Raw genomic sequence first — 24,111 nt, 5'->3', positions numbered from 1 at the left:
ATGAGGAATTAATTCTCCAGGAGGAATTCATGAGGCCCACCACGGCACCGACAGCCACCCCGGGACCAGCACTCACCCCGCGCCGCCGCCGCCTCATCCTCCTCACCGTCGCCCTCTCGCTCATGACGGTCGTCTCCGCGGTGAGCGGCCTCAACGTGGCCCTGCCGAGCCTGGCCCGCGACCTGGGCGCGACGCAGACCGAGCTCACGTGGATCGTCGACGCCTACACGGTCGTCTTCGCGGGCCTGCTGCTCGCGGCCGGCGCGATCGGCGACCGGCTGGGCCGCAAGGGAATCCTCATGGTGGGCCTCGCCCTGTTCGGAGCGGCGGCGGTGGGCGCGGCGTTCGCAGCCGACCCGGGCACCCTCATCGTCTTGCGCGCCGTCATGGGCATCGGCGCGGCGGCGATCATGCCGACGACGCTCTCGGTCATCACGACGAGCTTCCCGCCCGCCGAGCGCGGCAAGGCCGTCGGCGTCTGGGTCGGCGTGGCGGGCAGCGGAGCGGTGCTGGGCCTGTTCGGCTCGGGCCTGCTGCTGGAGTTCTTCGACTGGCACTCCTTCTCCTGGCTGAACGTGACGCTCGCGGTGACGGGGCTCATCCTGTCGGCGGCGGTGATTCCCCCGAGTCGGGATGCTCACCCTCCGCGCTTCGACACCCCGGCCGCCCTGCTCTCGTTGGTGGCGGTCGGCGGCATCGTGTTCGGCATCATCGAGATCGCGGCGACGGACGCCGAGGAGCCGGGCCCGAAGGTCGCGCTCGCGGTGGGTCTCGCGGCGGCGGTCGCGTTCGTGCTGTGGGAGCTGCGGCGGCGGGATGCTCTGCTCGACCCGCGTCTGTTCCTGGTGCGCGGGCTCGGGGCGGGCAGTCTCGTGCTGACGGTGCAGTTCTTCGCCGCGTTCGGGTTCTTCTTCACCGCGTTGCAGTACCTGCAGTTCGTGGTGGAGCTGAGCCCGCTCATGGCGGCGGTGTGCCTGCTGCCGCTGCCGTTCGTGATGATCCCACTGGCCCGCAACGCCCCGCGCATCGCTCACCGGTTCGGCTACCGCCGCGTCGTGCCGCTCGGGCTCGTGCTCATGGCGGGCGGCTTCGCGATCATGTCCCTCCTCGAGGTGGACTTCCTCTACTGGGTGTTCGCGCTCGGCCTCGTGGTGTTTGCCTCGGGCATGGCGCTCGCGGGCACGCCGTCGACGACGGTCATCACGCAAGCGCTGCCCCACGAGAAGCAGGGCGTCGCCTCTGCGGTGAACGACCTGTCTCGGGAGTTCGGCAGCGCGCTCGGCATCGCCGTGCTCGGCAGCGTGCTCGCGGCCGTCTACCGCACCGGTGTCGCCGACGTCGCGGCGGGCCTGCCCGGGCCGGCCGCGGAGGCCGTGGAGGGCTCGATCGCGTTCACGCAGTCGCCGATGGTCGCGCAACTGGGTGCCGCTGCCGAGCCGGTGGTCGCGGCGGCGCGCCAGGCGTTCCTCGACGGCACGACGACGGCATTGCTCGTCGCGGCCGCCGTGCTCGTCGTCACCGCGGTGGTCGCGGCGATCGTGGGCCCGCGTCACGTGCGGGCCGAGGTCGAGGCGGTGGCGGTGACAGTGCCAGACTGACGGGCTTGGGCAACGGGCTCGCCACAGATCCATATAAACTTTCAATAAACAAATGCTAGCATCTTGTTTATGAAAGTAGAGGCACCGGCGATCTTCCCTCTTCTCCGATCCGACGCGCAGGGGCAGATCCTGGCCACCCTCGAGCTCAGCCATCGAGGGGAGACGGCGGCAGACCTGGCGCGGCAGGTCGAGGCGAGCCTGCCCACCGTGACGCGCGAGCTTGCCCGCCTGCACGACGCGGGCATCATCGAGGCGACTCCGGTGGGGCGTCGAGCGGTCTACCGACTCAACGTGCGCCACCCTCTTGCCGAGGCGGTGCGGGAGATCGCGATGTTCGCGCACGGGCCGCAGCCCGTCGTCGCCCGCGAATTGTCGTCGGTGCCGGGCATCGTGCAGGCGGTGCTCTTCGGCTCGTGGGCCGCGCGACGCCGTGGAGAGCCCGGCCCGCCGCCCGGTGACATCGATCTGCTCGTAGTCGGGCGACCTGATCGCGACGAGCTGTACGACGCTCTGCGGCGAGCAGAGGGTCGGCTGCGTCGGGAGGTCAACGCCACGACGATCACCCCGGAGCGATGGGCGACTGTGGATGATCCTTTCGTCGCGACGGTGCGTGCGCGACCATGGGTCGACCTTGACGTCGACACCGGAGTAAGCGCATGACATGGGAGCAGGGCCGGGCGACGATCGAGCAGCTTCTGCACCGCGGTGAACTCGAGAGGGTCGCCGCGCAACCTGAATTCGCTGAGCGCTCCCTGGAGCTGTGCGACACCCACGTCACGGCAGCCAGGTCGATCGTGGAGGAAGACCCCGTCGGCGCGCTGGCACTTGCCTACGACGCGGCACGCAAGGCGCTCACCTCGCTCCTGCTCGCGCAGGGCATCCGGCCCACCCGCTCGGGTGGCCACATCGCCGTCACGGAGGCGGTCTCTGCCCAGCTCGACCCGCCGAATCGGATCGGCCGTCAGGTGGACCGCATCCGTCGTGCTCGCAACGACAACGAGTACCCGTCTGTTGACACCCCGTCCGCGACGGCGGATGACGCGACGGATGCGATCACCGTCGCTCAGGAGGCGGTGCGAGCTGTCCGCCTCGTCCTGCCTCACCTCACGCCCTTCTGAGCCGAGCCGGGTGACCTCGGTGCAATACTGACTCCATGTCAGCTCCTGCCCGCGCGGTCGCCCCCGCACCCTCCTCCGGCCCGGTCGGCGCCGTGCACGCCCTCACCGTGGGGCGCGTGCAGGTGCGGCCGAAGAACATCGCCGGCACGGGAACTCCCATGCTGTGGTGGACGCTCACCGCCCGCACGTGGAGCGACTGGATGCCCGTGCACGTGTTCGTCGTCGAGCACGAGCGCGGCACGGTGCTGTTCGACACGGGCCAGCCGCTCGCCTCGGTGACCGACCCGCACTTCTACCCGCGCGGCCCGCTCGGCTGGGTGTACCGTCGGCAGGCGCGCTTCGAGGTGAGCCCCGGGCACGATCTCGCGACGCAGCTGGCTGAGATCGGGCATCCGGTCTCGTCGCTCGCCTACGCCGCTCTGTCGCACCTGCACCAGGATCATGCCGGCGGCGTGCCGCAGCTGGGTTCCACGCCGGTTCTGGTGGCTGCGGACGAGCTGGCCCTGCTCGACGAGAAGCGCCCGCAGCTGCACGGCATCCTGCCCGACCACGTGGCCCCGCCCACCGCCGCGTTCACCCCGGTGTCGTTCACCCCCACGGATGATCCGCTGCTCGCCCCCTTCGCCACCGCCCACGACATCCACGACGACGGCACGCTGCTCCTCCTGCCCACCCCCGGCCATACCCCGGGTTCGATGAGCCTCCTGATCCGCCGAGGGGATGCTCCGCCTCTCCTCCTCGCAGGAGACGCCACCTACGACCCCAGCCTGCTCCCGCGCGCCATAGTGCCCGACGTGGGAGACCGCGCTACTCAGCTAGACACTGCACGTCGTCTCGTGGCCCTCCAGTCCCTGAACCCAACCCTGCGCCTCCTCCCCGCCCACGACCCGAACACCCTGCCCACCCTGGTTGCCCCCTGACGGCGAAGCTCGTCAGTGTCTCGCGGTGCCCGCACGCACCACCCCTCCACCTCCGCTAAGCTTGCTCCCGGCCCACGCACGTCGGGCCAGCCACGGGCTGTGGCGCAGCTTGGTAGCGCACTTGACTGGGGGTCAAGGGGTCGCAGGTTCAAATCCTGTCAGCCCGACCAAATGAAATGAGGGGCCGTCAACGACGGCCCCTCATTTCATTTGGTCGGGCTAATCAACATTGCACCTGCGAGCAGGTGGGCCCACGCCGCGCGAGGGGCCCCACGCGTTGCGCAGCAACGTGTGGGGGAGCCGGTGGGGACAAATCCACAACCTGCCATCTCTCTTCAACTCGCGAAGACCAACCTGCTCGCGTTTGTGTTGTCGTACCGGGTCGGCGTGTTCGTTTCACTCGCAGTCGAGCAAGATCTGTGCTGATGACACGCGGTCGAACTTCTGTCTCGCAAGCGTCCACTGATCTATTGTCAATTCCGTCGGCCAGATTGGCCGACGTTGCCCCACAGACCATTGCGTGCGTCGGTCCATTAAGGAGCCCAGGTCGCTCAATTTCACGACCAATGTGGCAATCATCGGATTGAGGAGTCCAGGTGCATCTTCGTCGTGTAGAGGTTAACGGGTTTCGTGCATCGGCTGTCGACCCAATCTCGTGTGAATTGCCCGGACGCTTTTCTCTAATCGTCGGTGCGAACGGGACTGGCAAGACCACTATCAACGAAGCCATCGTGTTGGCGCATCGTCATCGTTTTCCGCAACTTCCGGCGATCGACGGAGCAGCCCTAGGAGACACGCCTCGCGCGGTTGATGTCCAGTACTCGTTGGAAGGCGACCTCGAAGCTGAGGGCGCGCTCGGGCGATCGCTCTACGAAATGGGCCATGAAGCCCCGAGATGGGGGCGCCCGCTCGAGCGTTCACTCGGCAAGGTTCGCGCTGGGCATGTCGTGTCGCCCACGGAGGGGCACGAGAACGTGCGATTGGTGTATCTCCCAGCCCAGAGGAACCCCATCGATGACCTTTCGCGACGCGACGCACGCGTGTTGCTTGAGCTTCTTCGTGCTGAGGAGCGACGGCGCCCCGAGACCGGTGGCCTTGCGTCGCTTCGCTCCGTTGCCGACGCGATGCTCACCTCGATGACTGAGCACGACCTCCTCGTGGGCCTTGAAGAGCGAATCGGGAATCACCTATCGATGGCGAGCGCCGGGGTCCGAGAGCACTTCGCATTCTTTGGACACCAGAGAGTTGATGATGGATGGGTCTGCTGCACGGATAGGTGACATCTGACATGGCTTGCCCGAGGGGTGGGCCTGGAAGGATGCCATCGTGCCTAAGCCTTATCCGAAAGAGTTCCGCGATGACGTCGTGCGCGTCGCGGAGAATCGCGAACCGGGAGTGACGGTCGAGCAGATCGCGAACGATTTCGGGGTTCACCCGATGACGCTCACGAAGTGGCTCGCCCGCTCCCGCGCTACCCGGCAGGCTGCCGAGTCGGGGTCGCTGTCCCCGGGCGATCGTGATGCCGAGTTGCGGGAGCTGCGTCAGCGTAATCGGCTGCTCGAGCAGGAGGTCGAGGTGCTCCGCCGCGCGGCGGCGTATTTGGGGCAGGCCCATCTGCCGGGAAAAGGTTCTACCCGCTCGTGACAGAGCTCGCCGCTGACGGGATACCCGTGACGGTGACGTGCCGGGTTCTCAAGCTCTCCCGCCAGCCCTACTACCGATGGCTGAAAAAGCCGATCACGAACGCTGATCGGGTGGAGGCGTATCGCGCGAACGCGCTGTTCGATGCTCACCAGGATGACGCGGAATTCGGGCATCGGCTGCTGGCCGACGAAGCTCGCGACGCCGGAGAATCGATGGCTGATCGGACGGCGTGGCGGATCTGCCGCGACAACGGCTGGTGGAGCGCGTTCGGAAAGAAGCGCGGCAGGAACGGCAAGAAGGCAGGCCCGCCAGTCCACGACGACCTCTGCGCGGTCGTGGACGAGACCGGACGCATCCGGCATGAGTTCACCGCCGATGGCCCGAACCGGCTCTGGCTGACCGACATCACCGAACATCGAACCGGGGAAGGCAAGCTCTACCTCTGCGCCGTCAAAGACGTGTTCGGGAACAAGATCATCGGCTACTCGATCGACTCGCGGATGAAGTCAAGCCTGGCCGTTCGAGCGCTGGAGAACGCCGCTCAGATGCGCGGCGACGTCGCCGGCTGCGTGATCCACAGCGACCGAGGCAGCCAATTTCGAAGCCGGAAATTCCTCCGAGCGATCAGCCGTCACCGCATGGTCGGATCGATGGGCAGAGTCGGCGCTGCGGGAGACAACGCCGCGATGGAATCGTTCTTCTCGCTGTTGCAGAAGAACGTCCTCAACCGCCGCTCCTGGGGCACCCGCGACCAGCTGCGCATCGCGATCGTCACCTGGATCGAACGCACCTACAACCGGCGACGCCGGCAAGCCGCTCTGGGCCGATTGACCCCGGTCGAGTTCGAGGCCATCATGAACACGCCAGCCGCACTGGCTGCGTGACTAAACCGTGTCACCTATCCGTGCAGCAGACCCGATATCTCGCGCGAGTGCTTGAACTCTTGCTTGCTCTCGTACCAGACCGACTGGCGGGCAAACGCCTTGAAGTATCAAGCCTTGGATTCGTCAACCTCCTGCACATTGCAGTCACGCTGGCTGGGATTCCTGACTTGTCCCGACCAGAGGAGATTGAGGCATCCAGCCCGAGCGTTGCACCGACGGAGGATCAGGTCAGCAGGTCCGAAAGTTCTGAGGACTTCGACGCATCTGCGGCTAGGGCGCGACTAGCCGAGACGGCAGAATCCGCCGAAGCAGACGCGGACTCTTTCTACCCGGACCTATTTCACGTGACAGTTCTGCTTGAGGAACCGGAAGCGCACCTCCATCCTCAGCTTCAATACGGTCTGATTCGCTATCTGCGTGAAGTCGTACGCGCTCGACCAGAGATCCAGGTGATCGTCACCACGCACTCTTCAGAACTCATTGCGGCTTGCGATCCTGCGGAGATCGTTGTCTTGCGTCGTGAGCAGACGGGGCGCCCCGTGGCCCGTGCACTTGGATCTGTCCCCATCGCTCCTGGGGAGCGGGAGTCTCTCTTGCGGCAAACACGACTCCACCTCGATGCGAACCGCTCCGCCGCCCTGTTCGCTGAAAACCTCCTCGTCGTTGAAGGTGTAACCGAAGCGATGCTCATGCGGGTCATCGGTCGGGCGTGGGCCGCCGGCGATCGCAGCAAGTTCGCCTTTGTCGATGCGCTTGCCATATTCCCGGTCGGTCACAAGATAGGAAAATGGCCAATTCGGCTTCTTGCCACTCCTGGGCATGAAATTGTTGCCCGCGTAGCAGCGCTCGCAGATACAGATCACCGCGACGTTGGGAAATCATTTAAGCCACCTGCTTGGCACACCGAATTGGACGCCGATACCGCAAAGTTCTTCTGGTCAATGCCGACCTTGGAGCCATCTCTCGCGGCTGGAAATGAGTCTCTCTTCGAAGCAGTGTTTGACACAGCTGGTCTGACAAGACCGTTCGCTTTCACGGCTGACGGTATCGATCAGCATTTCAGAGCTCGAGGCGTCGACAAGGGGGCATTCTCAGTAGCACTTGCCGACGCCATCGACTCGGATCGGGCCGCATTCCATGTTCCGGCCGAACTGGAGGCTATGTTCGATTGGCTCTATGACGGTGGAGCTGTCAAGCGCACGGATTCCTCCGCTCAGGATCAATGATCCATCTCACAGATGAGCAAGTGCTCGCAGCCGCGTCCGAGGATCGGCTGGTGGACATCGTCTCGGCTCCGGGCAGTGGAAAGACCACGGTCGCTGCGGAGCGTTTTGGCTTCCATCGATACCAACGTGGGGATGACAGAGGCGTCTTGGGGCTCACGTTTAACCGAGCAGCAGCTCGAGAGCTAGCTCAACGAGTCACTAGCCGCTGGGGCGAATCTTGCCTCGTGTACCCACATCGAATTGCCACCTTTGATCACGTCTATGTTGACCTAATTCATCGACTCATAAGAGAAAAGATCATCAGCTGGCCTGGGAGTCATGAGCGTCTCGACGTTCGGGACGACTACCGAGGGCTTGACGGATTCACGTACCTCGTCCCAGATCGCAATTGGCGGCGCTACGCGAGCCTAAACTCGAAACGACAAGTGGTGTCACTTAGTCGGATGGTCACCAAGCCAGCACGGGGTGTAGGAGCCAAGGCCAAACACCAGTCCATACTTGGGCAGGGCATTGTGGATCACGAAGATGTCAGACATGTACTTCGCGCAGTGCTTGAAGATGTTGACCTACGCGCGCTCATCTCCGATTCCCTACGTGTCAGGGTTGGGTGAGGCCAGTCGCTCGGAGCAAGTCCGCTGTTTGACGTAGGGCGGAGAACCAGGAATTCAACCATCATGTCCAGTCCGTCTTTGATCGCCGTGCGCGACGATAGCCTCATGACCAACGAAAGTCCCGGGCCCCGAGCTGGGGGTCCGGCGTCGCGGCGTTCGTTCACCCCGGCGCAAAAACTTGACCACCTCGCGGCCTACGAGGACGCGATCCTCCGCAACCAGGGAGGGGCGTATCTGCGTGAGCAGGGTATCTACTCGTCGCAGGTCACCGAGTGGCGCAAGCTCCGCGACGCCGGAGTCCTGGCCGGGAAGAAGCCCGGTGAGAAGATCGGCCGGCTGACCGCGGAGCAGGCCGAGATCGCCCGGTTACGGCGCCAACTCGACCAAGCTGAACAGCGTCTCGCGACGACGGAAGTTGCTCTGACCATCATGGGAAAAGCGCACGAGCTCTTGGAGAATTTGTCCAAGAGCTCGCGGGACGAACCCCCGCACACGAGCTCCTGATGACCGCCTACGTCGAGTTGACCGGGTCGGGCACCTCGACCCGGACCGCAGCACGGCTGACCGGGGTGTCGCGGGCGACTGCGACCCGCAAATCACCGCCTGTGGCTCTGCCTCGGGTGCGCGTCACGCCGGCGAATAAGCTCTCCGTTCTCGAGCGTGCCCGAATCCTGTCGGTGGTGAACTCGCCCAGGTTCGTGGACCTGCCACCGATCCAGATTTTCGCTCAGCTTCTCGATGAGGGCATCTATCTCGGCTCGATCTCCACGATTTACCGGGTTCTGACCGAGAACGCGCAGGTGAAGGAGCGCCGCCGGTTGGCTAGGCACCCGGCCCGGGCGGTCCCCGAGCTGGTCGCGACCGCGCCCGGTCAGGTGTATTCGTGGGACATCACGAAACTGCCGGGCCCGATCAAGGGCAAGTATTACGACTGCTACGTCATGATCGACATTTTCTCCCGCTATGTCGTCGGCGCCTACGTCCACACCTCCGAATCGGCGATCCTCGCGGTCGAGATGATGACAGAGACGTTCAAGATCCACGGCACCCCACAGGTCGTCCACGCCGACCGGGGAACCTCTATGACCTCGAAGACCGTCGCGGCGTTGTTGTCGGATGAATCCCCCCGGCGTGTTCGGAGACTCGATTCCTTGGAAGGATCAGTCTCATGGCACGACCCAACAAGTATCCGCGCGAGCTTCGTGAGCGCGCAGTCCGCATGGTCGCCGAGGTGCGGCCTGACTATCCCAGCGAGCACGCCGCGATCACCGCGGTCGCCGGCATGCTCGGCATCGGCTCGCCCGAAACGGTCCGAACCTGGATTCGGCGGCAGCAGGTCGATGTCGGCCAACGGCCGGGGGTGACCACCGAGGCGCAGGCGGAGATCAAGAAGCTCAAACGAGAGAACGCCGAGTTGCGGCGGGCGAACGAGATATTGAAGGCGGCTTCGGCTTTCTTCGCGGCCGAACTCGACCGGCCAGCGAAGCGATAGTCGCGTTCATCACCGACCACAAGGACCGCAATGATGGTGGCCTGCGATGGGGTGTCGAGTCGATCTGCGCCGTGCTCACCCAGCATGAGGTGAAGATCGCCCCATCGACCTACTATGACGCCCGCAAGCGTCGACCCTCAGCGCGGCAGGTGTCCGATGAGCGGTGGAAGCCGATCGTGCTGGGCTGCTGGCAGCGGCAACGGCGCGTGCTGGGCGCTCGGAAGCTCTGGTTGCGTCTGCGCCGCGAGGGCCACGACATTGCCCGTTGCACGGTGGAGCGCCTCATGCGCGAGCTCGGCATCGCTGGCGTGCGACGTGGGAAACGCACCAATCCGGTCGATGCTGACCCGCGCGAGACCAGACCTGCCGACCTTGTCGATCGGCATTTCGCCAGGTTCCGCACGAACCAACTCTGGGTCGCTGACTTCACCTACGTGTGGTCGTGGTCCGGATGGGTTTACGTCGCGTTCGTGTTCGATGTTCACTCCCGCCGCATCCTGGGCTGGCGGGCGGCGACGAGAATGACGACGCCGCTGGTGCTCGACTGCCTGGAGATGGCGTTCTGGACCAGGCGCCGCGAGGGCGTCGCCGACTTCGCCGGACTGACGCATCACACCGATGCCGGCAGCGTCTATACGTCCATTGCCTTCACCGACCGCCTGATCGAGGAAGGCATCGACCCCTCGGTTGGATCCGTCGGCGACGCCTACGACAACTCCCTCGCGGAGTCCCAGATCGGACTCTATAAGACCGAGTTGATCCATCACGAAGGGCCCTGGCGAAACGTCGATCAGGTCGAGGCCGCGACCGCGGACTGGGTGCAGTGGTTTAACACCGAACGCATCCACAGTTCGATCGATGACCTCACCCCGATCGAACTGGAGCAGCTCGAATATGCTCTGACCGAGCCCCTCGAACAAGCGGGCTGACACCAGCAATACGCTCTCCGAACACGCCGGGGGGATTCAGATCTGGAGGTCACGAAGTCGCACTCGAGACCCCGGGTGAGTAACGACAACCCTTACAGCGAGAGCTGGTTCAAGACCCTCAAATTCGCGCCCGTGTTCCCCGAACGCTTCGAATCCGTCGGTCAAGCCCGGGCCTTCATGGCCGAGTTCGTCGAGGGCTACAACCACACTCACCGGCACATCGGCATCGGGCTGAACACCCCCGCCGACGTCCACTACGGCCTCGCCGCAGCCAAAGCCGCCGAACGGTCAGCGACCCTCGCCCTCGCTCGCGCGCAGAACCCAGAACGCTTCAGCAGCAACCTTGACCCGAAAATCCTCGCCCTGCCCGGCACGACCTGGATCAACAAGCCAACCGAACAAGAAGCCGGAGAGGAACCCGCACCGAAACTAGCCGCCTAAAGACCCGCTGGCCTCATTCACCTTGACAAATTCCGATTGGCTTTCCAGTAGCTACAGAGCAATCATCATCGACGAGGTGTACGACGCTGACGAGCTTGACATAGAGGTCGCTCGACTTGCGGCCGATTCGGGTTCGTCTGTGACTACGATCGGAGACCCCTGGCAGGCACTCTACAAATGGAGGGGCGCGCAGCCTCATCTCGTTGCGAAGTTGTTGGAGGCGACCACTGACCGGTTCAACTGTCGAATCCTTAGTCAGTCTTTCCGATTTCATGGCACACAAATGCCAGAGCTTGCTGCCGCTCTCCGACGTGGCGAGAAGGCGAGCTTGCCACCTATCTCAAGTGAAGACATTGATGTTGCACTGGCGCGACGCTGGCGAGATCTATGGAGAGTCGGGGACAACGTCCTACCATTGGCCTTTCGGAACGTCGAAAACAAGTCAGATGCTGCGATTCGGGTCTGCTGCACGGATAGGTGACACGGTTTAGTCACGCAGCCAGTGCGGCTGGCGTGTTCATGATGGCCTCGAACTCGACCGGGGTCAATCGGCCCAGAGCGGCTTGCCGGCGTCGCCGGTTGTAGGTGCGTTCGATCCAGGTGACGATCGCGATGCGCAGCTGGTCGCGGGTGCCCCAGGAGCGGCGGTTGAGGACGTTCTTCTGCAACAGCGAGAAGAACGATTCCATCGCGGCGTTGTCTCCCGCAGCGCCGACTCTGCCCATCGATCCGACCATGCGGTGACGGCTGATCGCTCGGAGGAATTTCCGGCTTCGAAATTGGCTGCCTCGGTCGCTGTGGATCACGCAGCCGGCGACGTCGCCGCGCATCTGAGCGGCGTTCTCCAGCGCTCGAACGGCCAGGCTTGACTTCATCCGCGAGTCGATCGAGTAGCCGATGATCTTGTTCCCGAACACGTCTTTGACGGCGCAGAGGTAGAGCTTGCCTTCCCCGGTTCGATGTTCGGTGATGTCGGTCAGCCAGAGCCGGTTCGGGCCATCGGCGGTGAACTCATGCCGGATGCGTCCGGTCTCGTCCACGACCGCGCAGAGGTCGTCGTGGACTGGCGGGCCTGCCTTCTTGCCGTTCCTGCCGCGCTTCTTTCCGAACGCGCTCCACCAGCCGTTGTCGCGGCAGATCCGCCACGCCGTCCGATCAGCCATCGATTCTCCGGCGTCGCGAGCTTCGTCGGCCAGCAGCCGATGCCCGAATTCCGCGTCATCCTGGTGAGCATCGAACAGCGCGTTCGCGCGATACGCCTCCACCCGATCAGCGTTCGTGATCGGCTTTTTCAGCCATCGGTAGTAGGGCTGGCGGGAGAGCTTGAGAACCCGGCACGTCACCGTCACGGGTATCCCGTCAGCGGCGAGCTCTGTCACGAGCGGGTAGAACCTTTTCCCGGCAGATGGGCCTGCCCCAAATACGCCGCCGCGCGGCGGAGCACCTCGACCTCCTGCTCGAGCAGCCGATTACGCTGACGCAGCTCCCGCAACTCGGCATCACGATCGCCCGGGGACAGCGACCCCGACTCGGCAGCCTGCCGGGTAGCGCGGGAGCGGGCGAGCCACTTCGTGAGCGTCATCGGGTGAACCCCGAAATCGTTCGCGATCTGCTCGACCGTCACTCCCGGTTCGCGATTCTCCGCGACGCGCACGACGTCATCGCGGAACTCTTTCGGATAAGGCTTAGGCACGATGGCATCCTTCCAGGCCCACCCCTCGGGCAAGCCATGTCAGATGTCACCTATCCGTGCAGCAGACCCTTCTGCTTCTACTTGATGTCGTCACGAAGTCTCGACTCGGCGAAAACGCGCATGGCCGAGAAAGCGCGATAGCTAAGCTCAAAATAGATCGTGACTCTTTCCTGCAGAAGCAGCGAGAGATCATGGAGCCGTTGGTCGCCCGCCTAATGGCTGGCGAAGATGCTGTCACAGTCCTGGATGCACTGCGCGACACCGTTAAGTCTTTGGGTGTGCGCAGGCCCAGCAGACTAGGCGACCCAAGTAAGGAGGCTGCGCTAGTCGAGCAGATCGCCCAGATCGCTGCGCGCCTCCCGAGAACCGATCTCATTCCCGGTCTGACCGTTTTTCAAGCGAAGGGCCAGGAGTGGTCACGCGTGGGAGTTGTCTTGTCGTCGGCTCAAGTTGCGATGCTAGAGGGGGGTCTTCAGCAGGATTTCGAGGACCATTGCATCATCTATGTTGCCGTTACCCGGGCAAAGTGGTTGTGCGGGCGCCTTGGAGACGACAGGCCGCTCGACTTGGCAGGCCTCGAGGATGAGCTTTGAGAGTGGCCTCGACTTCTGCGCGCACTACGTTCCGCAATTGCGCTACTCGCTCTTCGGAAGCATACGACCGCGATCGCTGAGGTACGGTGCTACTCGCAATGATGGATGCTGGGTGAGAGTGACCGTCAAGCAATTGGCCGACCGAGCGTACTCGGCGATTCGTCAGACTCTTCGTCGCGATGTGGTCACTGCGAGTGGCGATCGAACTTGTGAACGAAGAGGGCCTTCAGGCGATCAGATAGGTGCTGACCGCAAACGTAAACGTATGTCCCCCGGATCCCCCTCGTCATCAATACCGCATACACATTGGACACGTACCGCAGCAGATCCTCATCGCTATACGTCTTGCCGAGCGTCGGGTTGTTCTCCTTGCCCTTCTTGTCGAAATAGCTGTCACGGTCGACGACCAGGCGCTGAGCATCCTCGTCCCACTGCAGGTCGTTGCCGATGATGACGCCGGCGTAGTTGAGGTCGTAGCCCTGCACGGTGTGGATCGAGCCGACTTCGTCGAGAGAAGTCTTCGAGGCGATCCAGTCGGTGGCGGTGGTGTTCCAGCGCAGCTGGCGGCCGTCGAGCTCGATGTCGTAGGCGGTCGGGTCGCTGCGACTCTTCCACTCCCACGCGTAGCCGGCGACGAGGCGCGCAAGCCCGTGTTCGGTGTCGCGCTCGCGGATGGCGTCGTGCATTTCGCCGAGGTCGTCGAAGAACCGCAGGTCGTAGCCCTCGAAGGTGCGGGGTGCGGGAGGCGGAGCATCCGGTAGCGGGAGCCCGGGGCGCAGGATGCTGCGCACCCAGCCGATGTAGTCCTCGCCGGCGCGGACCCGCAGCTGTGAGGTGAGCGGGTAGTGCCGGTGGTCGGCTTTGGCGTCGTCGACGAGGGCGCGCATGAGTTCGGGCGGCAGGTCGGCGGGGCGCACGCTCTGCTCGGGGTCGACCATGATCAGCTGGTGGCGGCTGCGGGCGCGGATCCAGTCGAGCTGCGTTTTGGCGGGGTCGTCGGCGCCGAACAGGCGCACATTGTTGTCGGCGAACTTCTTGTTGAGCACGCCGGAGGCCTGGTTGGCGCGCTGGTTGAGGCGGTGAGCTTCGTCGACGATGAGGAGATCCCAGTGGGTGTCGCTGCCGCCGACATCGAACGGGGTGAGCACTTGGCGCGGGTGGAGGCCGGGAGTGCGACGGAACACGGCCTGGATGCTCTTACGCAGCGACTGCTGGGGTACGACGAGCCCGACGGTGAAGTCCTTGAGCAGCACGCGGTTCTCGTCGGTGAAGAATTCGGCGAAGACGGAGTCGGCGTCGGGCTCGTCGTCGGGCTTGGATGCGGCGATGTCGGCGAGCAGCTTCATGAGGTAGATGGCGACGACGGTCTTGCCGGTGCCGGGTTCGCCTTGCACGACGAGCAGGTCGCCGATGTTCTTGTCGACGTCGTCGAGGAGGCCTTCGACGATGTCTTCGACGGCGGCCGCCTGGTCGTCGGTGAGCGCCTTGTAGGGGGAGAGCTTGAACAGGTCGCTGTTCTCGATCTCGGGGATGCTGCGGCTGAAGATGCCTTCGGCGCGCAGCTGCTCGAACACGTCCCGGAACGACTCGCGGTAGAGCTCGCGCTCGTAGTAGTCGGAGTCGGTGATGCCTTCGTTGCGGTTGAGCACGCGGTAGGTGCCGTCGCCAGCGAGGAGGCGGATGAGGTGCGACTCGAGGTCGAGGCAGGCGGACTTGTTGAAGCGGTCGTCAAGGACTACGCGGACGCTGGTGAGGTGCTGCTTGGTGGGGGAGTCGAGGTGCTGCAGCATGCGGGCGGCGGCGTTGACGGTTTCGCCGACGTAGACGTCGTCGAGGGTCTTAGCGGTGGGCTTGCCGGTCCCGGTGCCGCTCGTGCCGCCTCCGTCGATGACGTAAACGGTCGGCCAGTTGCGGTGGCGCGTGTCGAGCGCGCTCCACACGCGGACGGCGTCGCGGTCGAAGGGGAGCCGCTCGATGCTAGAGCCGGTCATACTTCTCGCTGCGCCCGCGCGCCTTGTCGGCCGGATACTTGGCGCGGCTGCGCTCGAGCTTCTCGAGCACGATCTGTTCGGGGTCGAGGCCGAGCTTGTCGGCAAGCATGAGGCAGTAGCTGAGCACGTCGGCGAGCTCGTCGCGCACGGCTTCGGGGTCCGCGTCGGCGTTCCACTGGTAGCACTCGAGCAGTTCGCCGGCCTCGATGGAGATGCTCTTGGCGAGGTTCTCGGGGGAGTGGAACTGTGCCCAGTCGCGTTCGGCCACGAACGCGCGGAGGGCGTCGCGGGCGGCGTCGGTCATGCTGAGAACCTATCGCGCATCGTGGCCGACGGTCTCAGAAGCTGAGGTTGCTGAGGGAGACGCTCACGTTGATCAGGAACAAGAACGCGCCAACGAGGCTCAGAGTGAGACCGACAACTGCGGTCGGAAACTGAACTCTCTGCCCTGTTGCTTCGCCAAGACTGTTCGCACGTGCAATTCCTAGCGCACTGAACACAATGCCCAGGGTGGAAGGAATCAATACCGGGTTGTACAGCAGAGAGACGAACCCCATCACGATTCCAACGATGGCCCACGGGTTGCTTGATGCCGGCGCACTTGACCCGCGATGATCGGGAACTGTCGGAGGTGGCAGAGGCTTCTCGCGCCGGAGGTCAGTCCACTTAGAACCATTCCACCAGCGCTCCCGTGTGCCATCTTCGGGGTCTTCGTACCAGCCCGATACGGGCAGAGTGGACATACTTGCCTCTCGACTGAAGAACCTAGAATCTTCATCAGCTTAGACGCGCCCAGGACGGGGGCTGCCGAGCCCCCCTCGACTTCTCCTACCGTCGAACCATGACTGACGAGAACGGCACCGCCGGAGGATCCGCTCGACGCGAGTACGAGAGGCGCCGCGCCAAGGATGAGGCGGCGACCCGGGCATCCTGGGGCAAGCTCGGCACCATCGCCGTGGCGCTGACGCCGGAGCGTCAGAGCACGCGAGCGTGGAGTTCGGGTGCTATCTGCGAGGAGCGGGTCGCGGCTGTGGTGGACGCGGTCGCGGGGCAGAGCATCCGGGTGCTGCATGATCGCAAGATTCCGCGCTCGAAAGCCAACATCGACCACCTTGTCGTCACGCCGGGCGGGGTGTGGGTGATCGACTCGAAGCGGTACCAGGACAGGCGGCCGGAGCTGCGGGTCGAGGGTGGCATTCTGCGGCCGCGGGTGGAGAAGCTGCTCGTGCGGGGGAGCGACAAGACGGCGCTCGTCGAGGGTGTACTCAAGCAGGTGGCGCATGTGCAGGAGGCGGTGGGAGACGTGCCAGTGCGCGGGGTGCTGTGCTTCGTCGACGCCGACTGGCCGCTCGTCGGCGGGTCGTTCACAGTGCGCGGGGTCGACGTGATGTGGCCGAAGAAGCTGGTGAAGGTATTGAGTGCGCCGCAGGAAGCGGTGTGTGACGTGACGGCGACGGTGGAGGTACTGGCGCGGCGGAATTTGTCAAGGTGAATGAGGCCAGCGGGTCTTTAGGCGGCTAGTTTCGGTGCGGGTTCCTCTCCGGCTTCTTGTTCGGTTGGCTTGTTGATCCAGGTCGTGCCGGGCAGGGCGAGGATTTTCGGGTCAAGGTTGCTGCTGAAGCGTTCTGGGTTCTGCGCGCGAGCGAGGGCGAGGGTCGCTGACCGTTCGGCGGCTTTGGCTGCGGCGAGGCCGTAGTGGACGTCGGCGGGGGTGTTCAGCCCGATGCCGATGTGCCGGTGAGTGTGGTTGTAGCCCTCGACGAACTCGGCCATGAAGGCCCGGGCTTGACCGACGGATTCGAAGCGTTCGGGGAACACGGGCGCGAATTTGAGGGTCTTGAACCAGCTCTCGCTGTAAGGGTTGTCGTTACTCACCCGGGGTCTCGAGTGCGACTTCGTGACCTCCAGATCCGACAACAACGCCGCGACGGTCTTCGAGGTCATAGAGGTTCCCCGGTCGGCGTGGACGACCTGTGGGGTGCCGTGGATCTTGAACGTCTCTGTCATCATCTCGACCGCGAGGATCGCCGATTCGGAGGTGTGGACGTAGGCGCCGACGACATAGCGGGAGAAAATGTCGATCATGACGTAGCAGTCGTAATACTTGCCCTTGATCGGGCCCGGCAGTTTCGTGATGTCCCACGAATACACCTGACCGGGCGCGGTCGCGACCAGCTCGGGGACCGCCCGGGCCGGGTGCCTAGCCAACCGGCGGCGCTCCTTCACCTGCGCGTTCTCGGTCAGAACCCGGTAAATCGTGGAGATCGAGCCGAGATAGATGCCCTCATCGAGAAGCTGAGCGAAAATCTGGATCGGTGGCAGGTCCACGAACCTGGGCGAGTTCACCACCGACAGGATTCGGGCACGCTCGAGAACGGAGAGCTTATTCGCCGGCGTGACGCGCACCCGAGGCAGAGCCACAGGCGGTGATTTGCGGGTCGCAGTCGCCCGCGACACCCCGGTCAGCCGTGCTGCGGTCCGGGTCGAGGTGCCCGACCCGGTCAACTCGACGTAGGCGGTCATCAGGAGCTCGTGTGCGGGGGTTCGTCCCGCGAGCTCTTGGACAAATTCTCCAAGAGCTCGTGCGCTTTTCCCATGATGGTCAGAGCAACTTCCGTCGTCGCGAGACGCTGTTCAGCTTGGTCGAGTTGGCGCCGTAACCGGGCGATCTCGGCCTGCTCCGCGGTCAGCCGGCCGATCTTCTCACCGGGCTTCTTCCCGGCCAGGACTCCGGCGTCGCGGAGCTTGCGCCACTCGGTGACCTGCGACGAGTAGATACCCTGCTCACGCAGATACGCCCCTCCCTGGTTGCGGAGGATCGCGTCCTCGTAGGCCGCGAGGTGGTCAAGTTTTTGCGCCGGGGTGAACGAACGCCGCGACGCCGGACCCCCAGCTCGGGGCCCGGGACTTTCGTTGGTCATGAGGCTATCGTCGCGCACGGCGATCAAAGACGGACTGGACATGATGGTTGAATTCCTGGTTCTCCGCCCTACGTCAAACAGCGGACTTGCTCCGAGCGACTGGCCTCACCCAACCCTGACACGTAGGGCGGCGGTTTCGGGCGGCGTGAAGGTGCCTCTTCGGTCTGCAAGGGAAAGCAGCGAGTGCCGTTGCTTGCACTTAGGCCGCTAAACGCAAATAAGGACGGCGCTCGGGGTGCAGCGCTGTCAGGGGTTGGTGGCAACATCATGACTCGCAGGAGAGATGGGGATGTCAATTTCACATCGCTCGACTCTCTGGCGATCGGATCGTTCGACCCTAGGCTGTAGATCAGCCTCATGGGGGAGTCGCGAGTAGGTAGGAGGGCAGCGAATGAGCGCACGAGTCGCAGTAGCGCCTTCCTTGCTTCTCTGGGCACAAGAGCGCTCCAAGCGTGACGCTGAGGCACTGGAGAAGAAGTTTCCGGCCTGGCATGAGTGGCTCGCAGAGTCCCGGGAACCCACGGTTCGCCAAGTCGAGGAGCTGGCGAGGTACACCCACCTCCCCTTTGGCGTCTTCTTCCTGAGCGAACCGCCAGATGTGGAGCTTCCGATACCGGACTACCGTCTTGGCCGTTCTGGCGATCGAGTCACCCCGAGCCAAGAACTCCTCGACGTCATCGACCTCAGCGTGAGGCGTCAGGCATGGTTCACGGACTACGCGCTGAAGCTCGGGCTCGGCGATGCGGCGATCCCTCGAGCGCACGAAAGCGATGAGCCGGGGTCTGTTGCGACCGCTGCCGCCAAACACTTGTCTTTCGAGGTTGCTGATCGAGCTCGCTTGAAGACTCGCGAGAACGCGCGCAATCACTTGCGTCGAAAGTTTGAAGAACTCGGGGGCCTTGTCGTTATCACGAGCATGGTGGGAAACGACAACCATCGAATGCTCGACCGTGATGAGTTCCGCGGGTTTACCTTGGCCGACGACCGCGTGCCGCTGATCTTCGTCAATGCCAGCGGGGACTCCCTGAGTGGGCAGATCTTCACGTTTCTGCATGAGTACGGTCACGTGATGCTGGGCAAGACGGGAGTGAGCGACGAGGACCCGAATACGAACGGGTTTGGGGTCGAGAGCTGGTGCAACGCTTTCGCTGCTGAGATGCTCGCACCCGCCACAGATCTGAGGTCTCAGTTTCGTCGGGAGCCTCCTTTCGAGGACGAGCTCGATCGCCTCGCGGGGCGATACATGTGCAGCACCCTGGTCATTCTGATCAGGTTGCGCGACCTTCACCTCATTGAGACGAGCGGATTCGATGCCATATATGCGCGTGAGGAAAGAAGAGCGGCCGAAGCGTTCAGCTATCAGCGCCAGAAGAACGCCGGCGGCGGCGACTTCTATCTGAATCAGCCCTTCAGGGTGGGGGAGCGACTGTCTCGCGCTGTTCTGTCTGACGTTCGCGAAGGCGGAACTTCCTACACCGATGCGTTTCGGGTACTCGGCCTTCGCAGTGCGGAGCAGCTTCGCAAGTACTCCGAACAGTTGGGCTTGTGATGCACCTGCTTGACGCGAACATCTTCATCACCGCCAAGAACACCTACTACGGCACTGACTTCGTCCCAGGCTTCTGGGAATGGATCGCGGAGGAGTACGCCACTTGCGATCTGCGTTCCGTCGTTGCCGTGCGAGAAGAGTTGCTTGCCCAAGAGGATGAGCTCAGCGACTGGGCGCGACAGCTGCCGAGCGAGTTCTGGATGGAGGAGACCGCCGCCGACATCGTCGCGCTTCGCAAGCTCGCAGGATGGGCGATGACCGGGGAAACCCGATTCCGACAGGAAGCGAGAACCGACTTCCTCGCCTCAGCGGACTATCGTCTTCTCGCCCAAGCATTCGCAGGCGCGCATACCGTCGTCACCCACGAAGTTGCTCAGCCGGAAGGCAAGAAGACGATCAAGATCCCAGACGTGTGTAGCGCCTTCGGAGTCGAACTGCGCGAGCCGTTCGAGTTGTTCCGCGAACTCGGGCTTCACCTAGTTCGGGCGTGAATCGCGAGGCAGAGCATCCCGATTATGAACAATCGCGGGGTTGCGCTGTCATGAGCCGCGTGCGACGTGCGCATGTGAGCTCGTCGGCTCGCGGCGCGCGCTGAACTGCGGGCCCGTACCCTGGTGCAGTGGGTGAAAGCAGCGACAACGGACGCAGGGTGCCCTGGCGACGGAAGAATCGGTCGATTCTGCAGATCGCTGACGGGGTACTGCGGGGGTCGACCGCTCCCACCCAGGTGATCTCGGTGGCCGGCGGCGACGGGCAGCCGTCTCAGCGCCACGTGCGCCTCGTGATCGACCTGTGCCTGCGGGTGGGCGAGGCGATGCTCGCGACGGGCGCGTCGGCGGCCGACGTGGTGGCGATGGTGCTGCGCATCAGCGACGCGTACGGGGTGAGCGGCATGCACGTGGACATCACGTTCACGTCGATCACCGTCTCGGTGCATCGCGGCATGAACGAGGACCCGGTGTCGGTCATGCGGATCGTGAAGGTGCGCACCACGGACTACACGAGGCTGCAGAACGTGTACCTGCTGATCGAGGAGATCACCGGCGACGGCATGCGGCCCACCGTTGAGGTTGCCCGCGAGCGGCTCACCACGATTCTGTCGAGCCCGCACCCGTACCGGCGCTGGGTGGTGACCGCGGGCAAAGCGATTCTGGCTGCCGGGGTTGTGGTGCTGTTCGATGTGGGACTGGTGCTCGTGTTCGTCGCCGCAGTGTCTGCGGTGATCTCTGACCTCATCACGCGTCAGTTGGGCAAGTGGTCGGTGCCCGGCTTCTTCGCTCAGATGGCGGCCGCTGTGGCGACGACGAGCATCGCGGTGCTGCTGTTCTGGTTGCGCTCGGTGGGCATCGAGCTGCCGGGGTCGGATGCGCCGACGGTCATCGTCATCGCGGGAATCGTCATGCTGCTGTCTGGTTTGGGGCTCACGGCGGCCGCGCGCGACGCGATCGACGGGTACTACGTGACGGCGACGGCGCGAGGCATGGAAGTGTTCATGCTCACTCTCGGCCTCGCCGTGGGCATTTCGGCCGTCTTGGGCATCGCCTTGCGGATGGGCATTCCGGTGGCGGTGTCGACGTCTCTCGGCGACGGTATCGGCCTGGTTTCCGGGGTGGTGGGTGCGGCGCTCATCGGATGCGGGTTCGCGCTCACGTCGTATGTGCGGCTGCGCCTGGTGCCGCTCATGGCGGCCGCGACGGCTCTCGTGTTCACCGTGTTCCTGCTGGTGTCGCCGTACGTGGATCAGCCGGGCTTGGCGCCGGGCATCGCCGCGGTGGCGGCGGGCGTCATCGGCTACCTCACCTACCGCTGGATCAAGGTTCCCGAAGGTGCGACGACGACGGCGGCCATCATCGGTCTGATCCCCGGTCTTGCCGTGTACAGCGCGCTGTACGTGCTTGTGGATTCGACGACCGGGGTGATGGAGGCGCTGCCCGCGGCGGTGGACGCCATCGCGACGGGTATCGGACTCGCTGCGGGAACCGCGATCGGAGGGTTCGCGGCCCGCCGGACGTTCGGGTTGGACCGTCAGGCGATGATCGCCGGCCGACGAGCGCGCGGGGCGCGGTAGCCCCCCTGCTCAGCGGTTCCCAGCAGTGTGAGCTGACCCTCATCCACAACCAGGATGAATCGTGGTGCCCACCAAGTATATCGATTACGATATAGATCCTGAGAGGAGGCGCCATGGACCTCATTGACGTGTTGCGCAGTGCTCGCACGAGTAGGGGCTGGGATCAAGGCGAACTCGCGCGCCGCCTCGGCACAAGTCAGTCGGCGATCTCCTTCATCGAAGGGCGGCGCAGGGCCCCGCGACTCGACACTGTGCAGAACTGGCTCGTAGCCACCAGTCATCGGGTTGTCATCTACCCGAGCGTTTTCGCTGACGCTACCGAGACTGCGCTTGCCATCGACGATGCACTGGAGGCGGGAGATCGTGATCGCGCTTGGCGTGCGCTGCTCGACTACTCGGACGGCCTCGCCGTCTGCATGCCCGTGGAATGCGTGCTGCTCGCAGCGTCTGCGCCACCACCGAATGTGGAGCCGACATGGACGGCGGCTGTCGCGGCCGTGACCGACTGGCGCCTGCGAGATCGCTCACTTCCGATACCCGAATGGGTCGACGAGCAGCAGCGCATTCTGCCCAGCGCCCAGCCGTTGATCATCAGTGACTACGACCTGACGCCGCAACCCGACGATGTGCCGGAGGCCTTCGAGCGCCGCAACCTTCTCGTCGAAGCGGGCGCACTGCGGAGTGCGTGATGGTCGTTCGGCTGGACCGTGATGATCTCATCGACGGGCTCCGTGAGATCGTCGCTCGTGTTCGCAGCGCAGGACTCACGGGAGCGACGATCGAGATCATCGGAGGTGCTGCGCTTCGCCTCGCCTACATCGAGCGTGCGACGACGGTCGACATTGACGCCCGGCTGACGCCCGGCTGTCGCCCGAACAGCAACTGGCGCCAATAATCCGTGACATCGCGGCAGAGCGTGCGTGGCCCGACAATTGGTTGAACAGCGACGCTGAGCAGTTCATCCCCCGGTGGGGTCGTGACGTGCATTGGCGCACACTGTGGACGCTCGACGGCGTGACGATCAGTGTGGCGAGCCCGGAAGCGCTGCTCGCGATGAAGCTGCACGCCCTGCAGCACCGAGGTAACCGCGACATCGGCGACGTGGCGAAGCTGCTCACGATCGTCGGCGTCGACTCGGTCGACGAGGCCGAGGAACTGTATGGAGAGTTCTATCCGGGGGATGAGTTCACGCCGCGCACGTACGAGCGAGTCGAGCGCGTGTTTATGGTCGGGCTACCCGCGGCTGAGTCGCCGCCACCGGCGCCGTTTGCCGATGAAGGTCTGCTCTAAGTCAGCTGTCGGCGGTCATGCTCCCGCGCCAACGGACCGGCCACGCAGCAGCGGGATGCTCAGCGCGAGCTGTTCGCCGTGCGCCCCCGCACGATGCCGATGAACTCGTCGCACAGCGGGTGCGCGTCGCGCGTCGGCCAGACGAGCGCAATACCGGTGTCGGGGGCACCACTGAGGGGGCGGGCGACGACGTCTTTGCGCGAGTGCGCGCGGGCGACCGACTGCGGCATGACGGCCACGCCGACGTTCGCCGCGACGAGCTCGACCGCGTCGGCGCCCGTGCCCCCGTGCAGGTCGACGGGCAGCACGGTCACGTCGTCGAGCTCGGCGAGGTCGGCGACGCTGAGGTCGCCGACGCCGGCGACGAGCGAGCCCTTCGGCGCGACGACGACGGGCGCCTCCCGGTAGAGGGGGATGGCATGCCGGTCGTCGTCGGCGACAATGTCGCGCGCGAGCGCCATGTGCACGCTGCCGTCATCGAGCGCCGCGAGCGCCTCCGCCTGCGTGTGCGGCCGCAGCTCGAGGCGCCCGCGCGGCCGGCGCTCCCGCCACGTGCGCTCCCACTTGCCGGGTGTGACTCCGGGCACGAAGGCGACGATGAGCGGGTCGGGCATGGGCTCAGGCTACCGGCGGTGACGGGCGACTCAGCCTTGGGCATCCCATCATCAGTACGCTCGGGTGCATGACCGACGCACCGCGCGAAGACAACCGCCAGCAACCGAAGCCCAAGAAGGAGCAGATGCTGAGCCCGGCGACGGCCGCGAAGAAGCTCGGCGTGTTCCTGCCGGCGATGCCCGAAGACTTCCGCGCGCAGCCGGTGTCGCGCTCGACGCTGCGCGAGATGAACGAGAACCCGCCCGAGTGGCTCTCGACGCTGCGCCGCGAGGGGCCGCACCCGCGCGACGAGGTGGCTCGCCGCCTGGGCGTTTCGAACTCGGCGCTCGCCCGTGGGGGAGTGAGCGACTCGATGACGACGGAGGAGATTCGCGCGCTGCTCGACGAGCGGCCCGAGTGGCTCGTCGTGGAGCGCGAGAAGCACGCTCCCGGCAGTGGTCGGCCGCCGGGTACTGCGATCGGGGAGCGGCCAACCTCTGCCGCGCCGGTCGACCAGGACGAGGACGAGGACGAGGTCGACTGACGACT

At 64.6% G+C, this 24,111-nt stretch carries 25 protein-coding genes, 1 tRNA gene and 2 pseudogenes; 22 read left to right on the top strand and 6 right to left on the bottom strand.

What is annotated here, in order from left to right; all coding sequences use genetic code 11:
• Positions 1-29: 29 nt before the first annotated feature.
• From IE160_RS07425 to IE160_RS12725, 13 genes and pseudogenes are all read left to right on the top strand, one after another.
• Positions 30-1,598, top strand: a complete 1,569-nt coding sequence (locus IE160_RS07425) for an MFS transporter (RefSeq protein ID WP_191150682.1) — start codon at positions 30-32, stop codon at positions 1,596-1,598.
• A 69-nt stretch (positions 1,599-1,667) separates the two neighbouring features.
• Positions 1,668-2,258 (top strand): ArsR family transcriptional regulator, encoded by a 591-nt coding sequence (locus IE160_RS07420; protein WP_191150681.1) that lies wholly within the window; start codon positions 1,668-1,670, stop codon positions 2,256-2,258.
• A complete protein-coding gene (locus IE160_RS07415; RefSeq protein WP_179872024.1) occupies positions 2,255-2,716 on the top strand; it encodes a HEPN domain-containing protein in 462 nt (153 codons plus the stop codon). The genes IE160_RS07420 and IE160_RS07415 overlap by 4 nt, the downstream gene beginning before the upstream one ends.
• Positions 2,717-2,751: 35 nt before the next feature.
• Positions 2,752-3,636, top strand: coding sequence for an MBL fold metallo-hydrolase (locus IE160_RS07410; protein ID WP_191150680.1), 885 nt, complete (start codon positions 2,752-2,754; stop codon positions 3,634-3,636).
• Between the two features lie 93 nt (positions 3,637-3,729).
• Positions 3,730-3,806: transfer RNA gene (locus IE160_RS07405), tRNA-Pro, on the top strand.
• A 426-nt stretch (positions 3,807-4,232) separates the two neighbouring features.
• Positions 4,233-4,916, top strand: a complete 684-nt coding sequence (locus IE160_RS07400; RefSeq protein WP_191150679.1) for an AAA family ATPase — start codon at positions 4,233-4,235, stop codon at positions 4,914-4,916.
• Positions 4,917-4,962: 46 nt separating this feature from the next.
• A protein-coding gene (locus IE160_RS07395) for an IS3 family transposase (RefSeq protein ID WP_191150673.1) occupies positions 4,963-6,164 on the top strand; the annotation gives its coding sequence in 2 pieces (ribosomal slippage) (positions 4,963-5,256 and positions 5,259-6,164; 1,200 coding nt in all).
• A gap of 20 nt (positions 6,165-6,184) precedes the next feature.
• Positions 6,185-7,390 carry an ATP-dependent nuclease gene (locus IE160_RS07390; protein ID WP_191150678.1) on the top strand — a complete coding sequence of 402 codons (1,206 nt, stop codon included), beginning with the start codon at positions 6,185-6,187 and terminating at the stop codon, positions 7,388-7,390.
• Positions 7,387-8,001: a UvrD-helicase domain-containing protein gene (locus tag IE160_RS12730; RefSeq protein WP_224744409.1), complete on the top strand. Its 615-nt coding sequence runs from the start codon at positions 7,387-7,389 to the stop codon at positions 7,999-8,001. Before IE160_RS07390 ends, IE160_RS12730 begins: the two co-directional genes overlap by 4 nt.
• A gap of 105 nt (positions 8,002-8,106) precedes the next feature.
• A pseudogene (locus IE160_RS12555) lies at positions 8,107-9,119 on the top strand (DDE-type integrase/transposase/recombinase); the annotation flags it as partial.
• A gap of 50 nt (positions 9,120-9,169) precedes the next feature.
• Positions 9,170-10,422 (top strand): IS3 family transposase gene (locus IE160_RS07375; protein WP_179872076.1). Its coding sequence is split into 2 segments (ribosomal slippage): positions 9,170-9,452 and positions 9,452-10,422, totalling 1,254 coding nucleotides; the frame shifts between segments, so codons are not numbered across the junction.
• A gap of 36 nt (positions 10,423-10,458) precedes the next feature.
• Positions 10,459-10,863 (top strand): annotated as a pseudogene (locus IE160_RS07370) (integrase core domain-containing protein); the annotation flags it as partial.
• A gap of 76 nt (positions 10,864-10,939) precedes the next feature.
• A complete protein-coding gene (locus IE160_RS12725; RefSeq protein ID WP_349815724.1) occupies positions 10,940-11,344 on the top strand; it encodes a UvrD-helicase domain-containing protein in 405 nt (134 codons plus the stop codon).
• A 10-nt stretch (positions 11,345-11,354) separates the two neighbouring features.
• Here IE160_RS12725 and IE160_RS07360 read toward each other — a convergent pair.
• A protein-coding gene (locus IE160_RS07360; protein ID WP_191150673.1) for an IS3 family transposase occupies positions 11,355-12,556 on the bottom strand; the annotation gives its coding sequence in 2 pieces (ribosomal slippage) (positions 11,355-12,260 and positions 12,263-12,556; 1,200 coding nt in all).
• 56 nt (positions 12,557-12,612) lie between these two features.
• On the opposite strand from IE160_RS07360, the gene IE160_RS07355 reads away from it, so the two are divergent.
• Positions 12,613-13,149: a hypothetical protein gene (locus IE160_RS07355; protein ID WP_191150672.1), complete on the top strand. Its 537-nt coding sequence runs from the start codon at positions 12,613-12,615 to the stop codon at positions 13,147-13,149.
• 185 nt (positions 13,150-13,334) lie between these two features.
• Here IE160_RS07355 and IE160_RS07350 read toward each other — a convergent pair whose 3' ends face one another.
• From IE160_RS07350 to IE160_RS12785, 3 genes are read right to left on the bottom strand one after another with little or no spacing between them, the layout of a single operon-like run.
• Positions 13,335-15,140 carry a DUF2075 domain-containing protein gene (locus IE160_RS07350; RefSeq protein WP_179872017.1) on the bottom strand — a complete coding sequence of 602 codons (1,806 nt, stop codon included), beginning with the start codon at positions 15,138-15,140 and terminating at the stop codon, positions 13,335-13,337.
• Positions 15,127-15,444 (bottom strand): nucleotide pyrophosphohydrolase, encoded by a 318-nt coding sequence (locus IE160_RS07345; RefSeq protein WP_179872016.1) that lies wholly within the window; start codon positions 15,442-15,444, stop codon positions 15,127-15,129. The genes IE160_RS07350 and IE160_RS07345 overlap by 14 nt, the downstream gene beginning before the upstream one ends.
• Before the next feature lie 34 nt (positions 15,445-15,478).
• A complete protein-coding gene (locus tag IE160_RS12785) occupies positions 15,479-15,883 on the bottom strand; it encodes a DUF2510 domain-containing protein (protein ID WP_179872015.1) in 405 nt (134 codons plus the stop codon).
• 98 nt (positions 15,884-15,981) lie between these two features.
• Between IE160_RS12785 and IE160_RS07335 the strand changes: the two genes are divergently transcribed.
• Positions 15,982-16,632, top strand: a complete 651-nt coding sequence (locus tag IE160_RS07335; RefSeq protein WP_191150671.1) for a nuclease-related domain-containing protein — start codon at positions 15,982-15,984, stop codon at positions 16,630-16,632.
• A 17-nt stretch (positions 16,633-16,649) separates the two neighbouring features.
• Here the strand turns inward: IE160_RS07335 and IE160_RS07330 are convergent.
• Positions 16,650-18,061 (bottom strand): IS3 family transposase gene (locus IE160_RS07330; protein WP_191151980.1). Its coding sequence is split into 2 segments (ribosomal slippage): positions 16,650-17,725 and positions 17,725-18,061, totalling 1,413 coding nucleotides; the frame shifts between segments, so codons are not numbered across the junction.
• Positions 18,062-18,452: 391 nt separating this feature from the next.
• Here IE160_RS07330 and IE160_RS07325 point away from each other — a divergent pair.
• From IE160_RS07325 to IE160_RS07300, 6 genes are all read left to right on the top strand, one after another.
• A complete protein-coding gene (locus tag IE160_RS07325; RefSeq protein WP_179872013.1) occupies positions 18,453-19,610 on the top strand; it encodes an ImmA/IrrE family metallo-endopeptidase in 1,158 nt (385 codons plus the stop codon).
• Positions 19,610-20,101 (top strand): DUF4411 family protein, encoded by a 492-nt coding sequence (locus IE160_RS07320; protein WP_224744610.1) that lies wholly within the window; start codon positions 19,610-19,612, stop codon positions 20,099-20,101. The genes IE160_RS07325 and IE160_RS07320 overlap by 1 nt, the downstream gene beginning before the upstream one ends.
• 128 nt (positions 20,102-20,229) lie before the next feature.
• Positions 20,230-21,678 (top strand): threonine/serine exporter family protein, encoded by a 1,449-nt coding sequence (locus IE160_RS07315; protein WP_224744408.1) that lies wholly within the window; start codon positions 20,230-20,232, stop codon positions 21,676-21,678.
• Between the two features lie 113 nt (positions 21,679-21,791).
• The gene (locus tag IE160_RS07310; RefSeq protein ID WP_191150670.1) at positions 21,792-22,367 is read left to right on the top strand and encodes a helix-turn-helix domain-containing protein; all 576 of its coding nucleotides are present in this window, start codon (positions 21,792-21,794) and stop codon (positions 22,365-22,367) included.
• The gene (locus IE160_RS07305; RefSeq protein ID WP_191150669.1) at positions 22,367-22,573 is read left to right on the top strand and encodes a hypothetical protein; all 207 of its coding nucleotides are present in this window, start codon (positions 22,367-22,369) and stop codon (positions 22,571-22,573) included. The genes IE160_RS07310 and IE160_RS07305 overlap by 1 nt, the downstream gene beginning before the upstream one ends.
• An 86-nt stretch (positions 22,574-22,659) precedes the next feature.
• Complete coding sequence (locus IE160_RS07300) at positions 22,660-22,968, top strand: nucleotidyl transferase AbiEii/AbiGii toxin family protein (RefSeq protein WP_191150668.1); 309 nt, start codon at positions 22,660-22,662, stop codon at positions 22,966-22,968.
• A gap of 59 nt (positions 22,969-23,027) precedes the next feature.
• Here the strand turns inward: IE160_RS07300 and IE160_RS07295 are convergent, their stop codons facing one another.
• The gene (locus IE160_RS07295) at positions 23,028-23,582 is read right to left on the bottom strand and encodes a LysR substrate-binding domain-containing protein (protein ID WP_191150667.1); all 555 of its coding nucleotides are present in this window, start codon (positions 23,580-23,582) and stop codon (positions 23,028-23,030) included.
• Between the two features lie 68 nt (positions 23,583-23,650).
• On the opposite strand from IE160_RS07295, the gene IE160_RS07290 reads away from it, so the two are divergent.
• Positions 23,651-24,106: a DUF5997 family protein gene (locus IE160_RS07290; RefSeq protein ID WP_179872010.1), complete on the top strand. Its 456-nt coding sequence runs from the start codon at positions 23,651-23,653 to the stop codon at positions 24,104-24,106.
• Positions 24,107-24,111: the final 5 nt, after the last annotated feature.

It is taken from the genome of Chryseoglobus sp. 28M-23 (genome assembly GCF_014789785.1).
GTDB lineage: Bacteria > Actinomycetota > Actinomycetes > Actinomycetales > Microbacteriaceae > Microcella > Microcella indica.
Note: the sequence above shows the minus strand (reverse complement) of the source record. Positions and strands in the feature narration are given on the sequence as shown.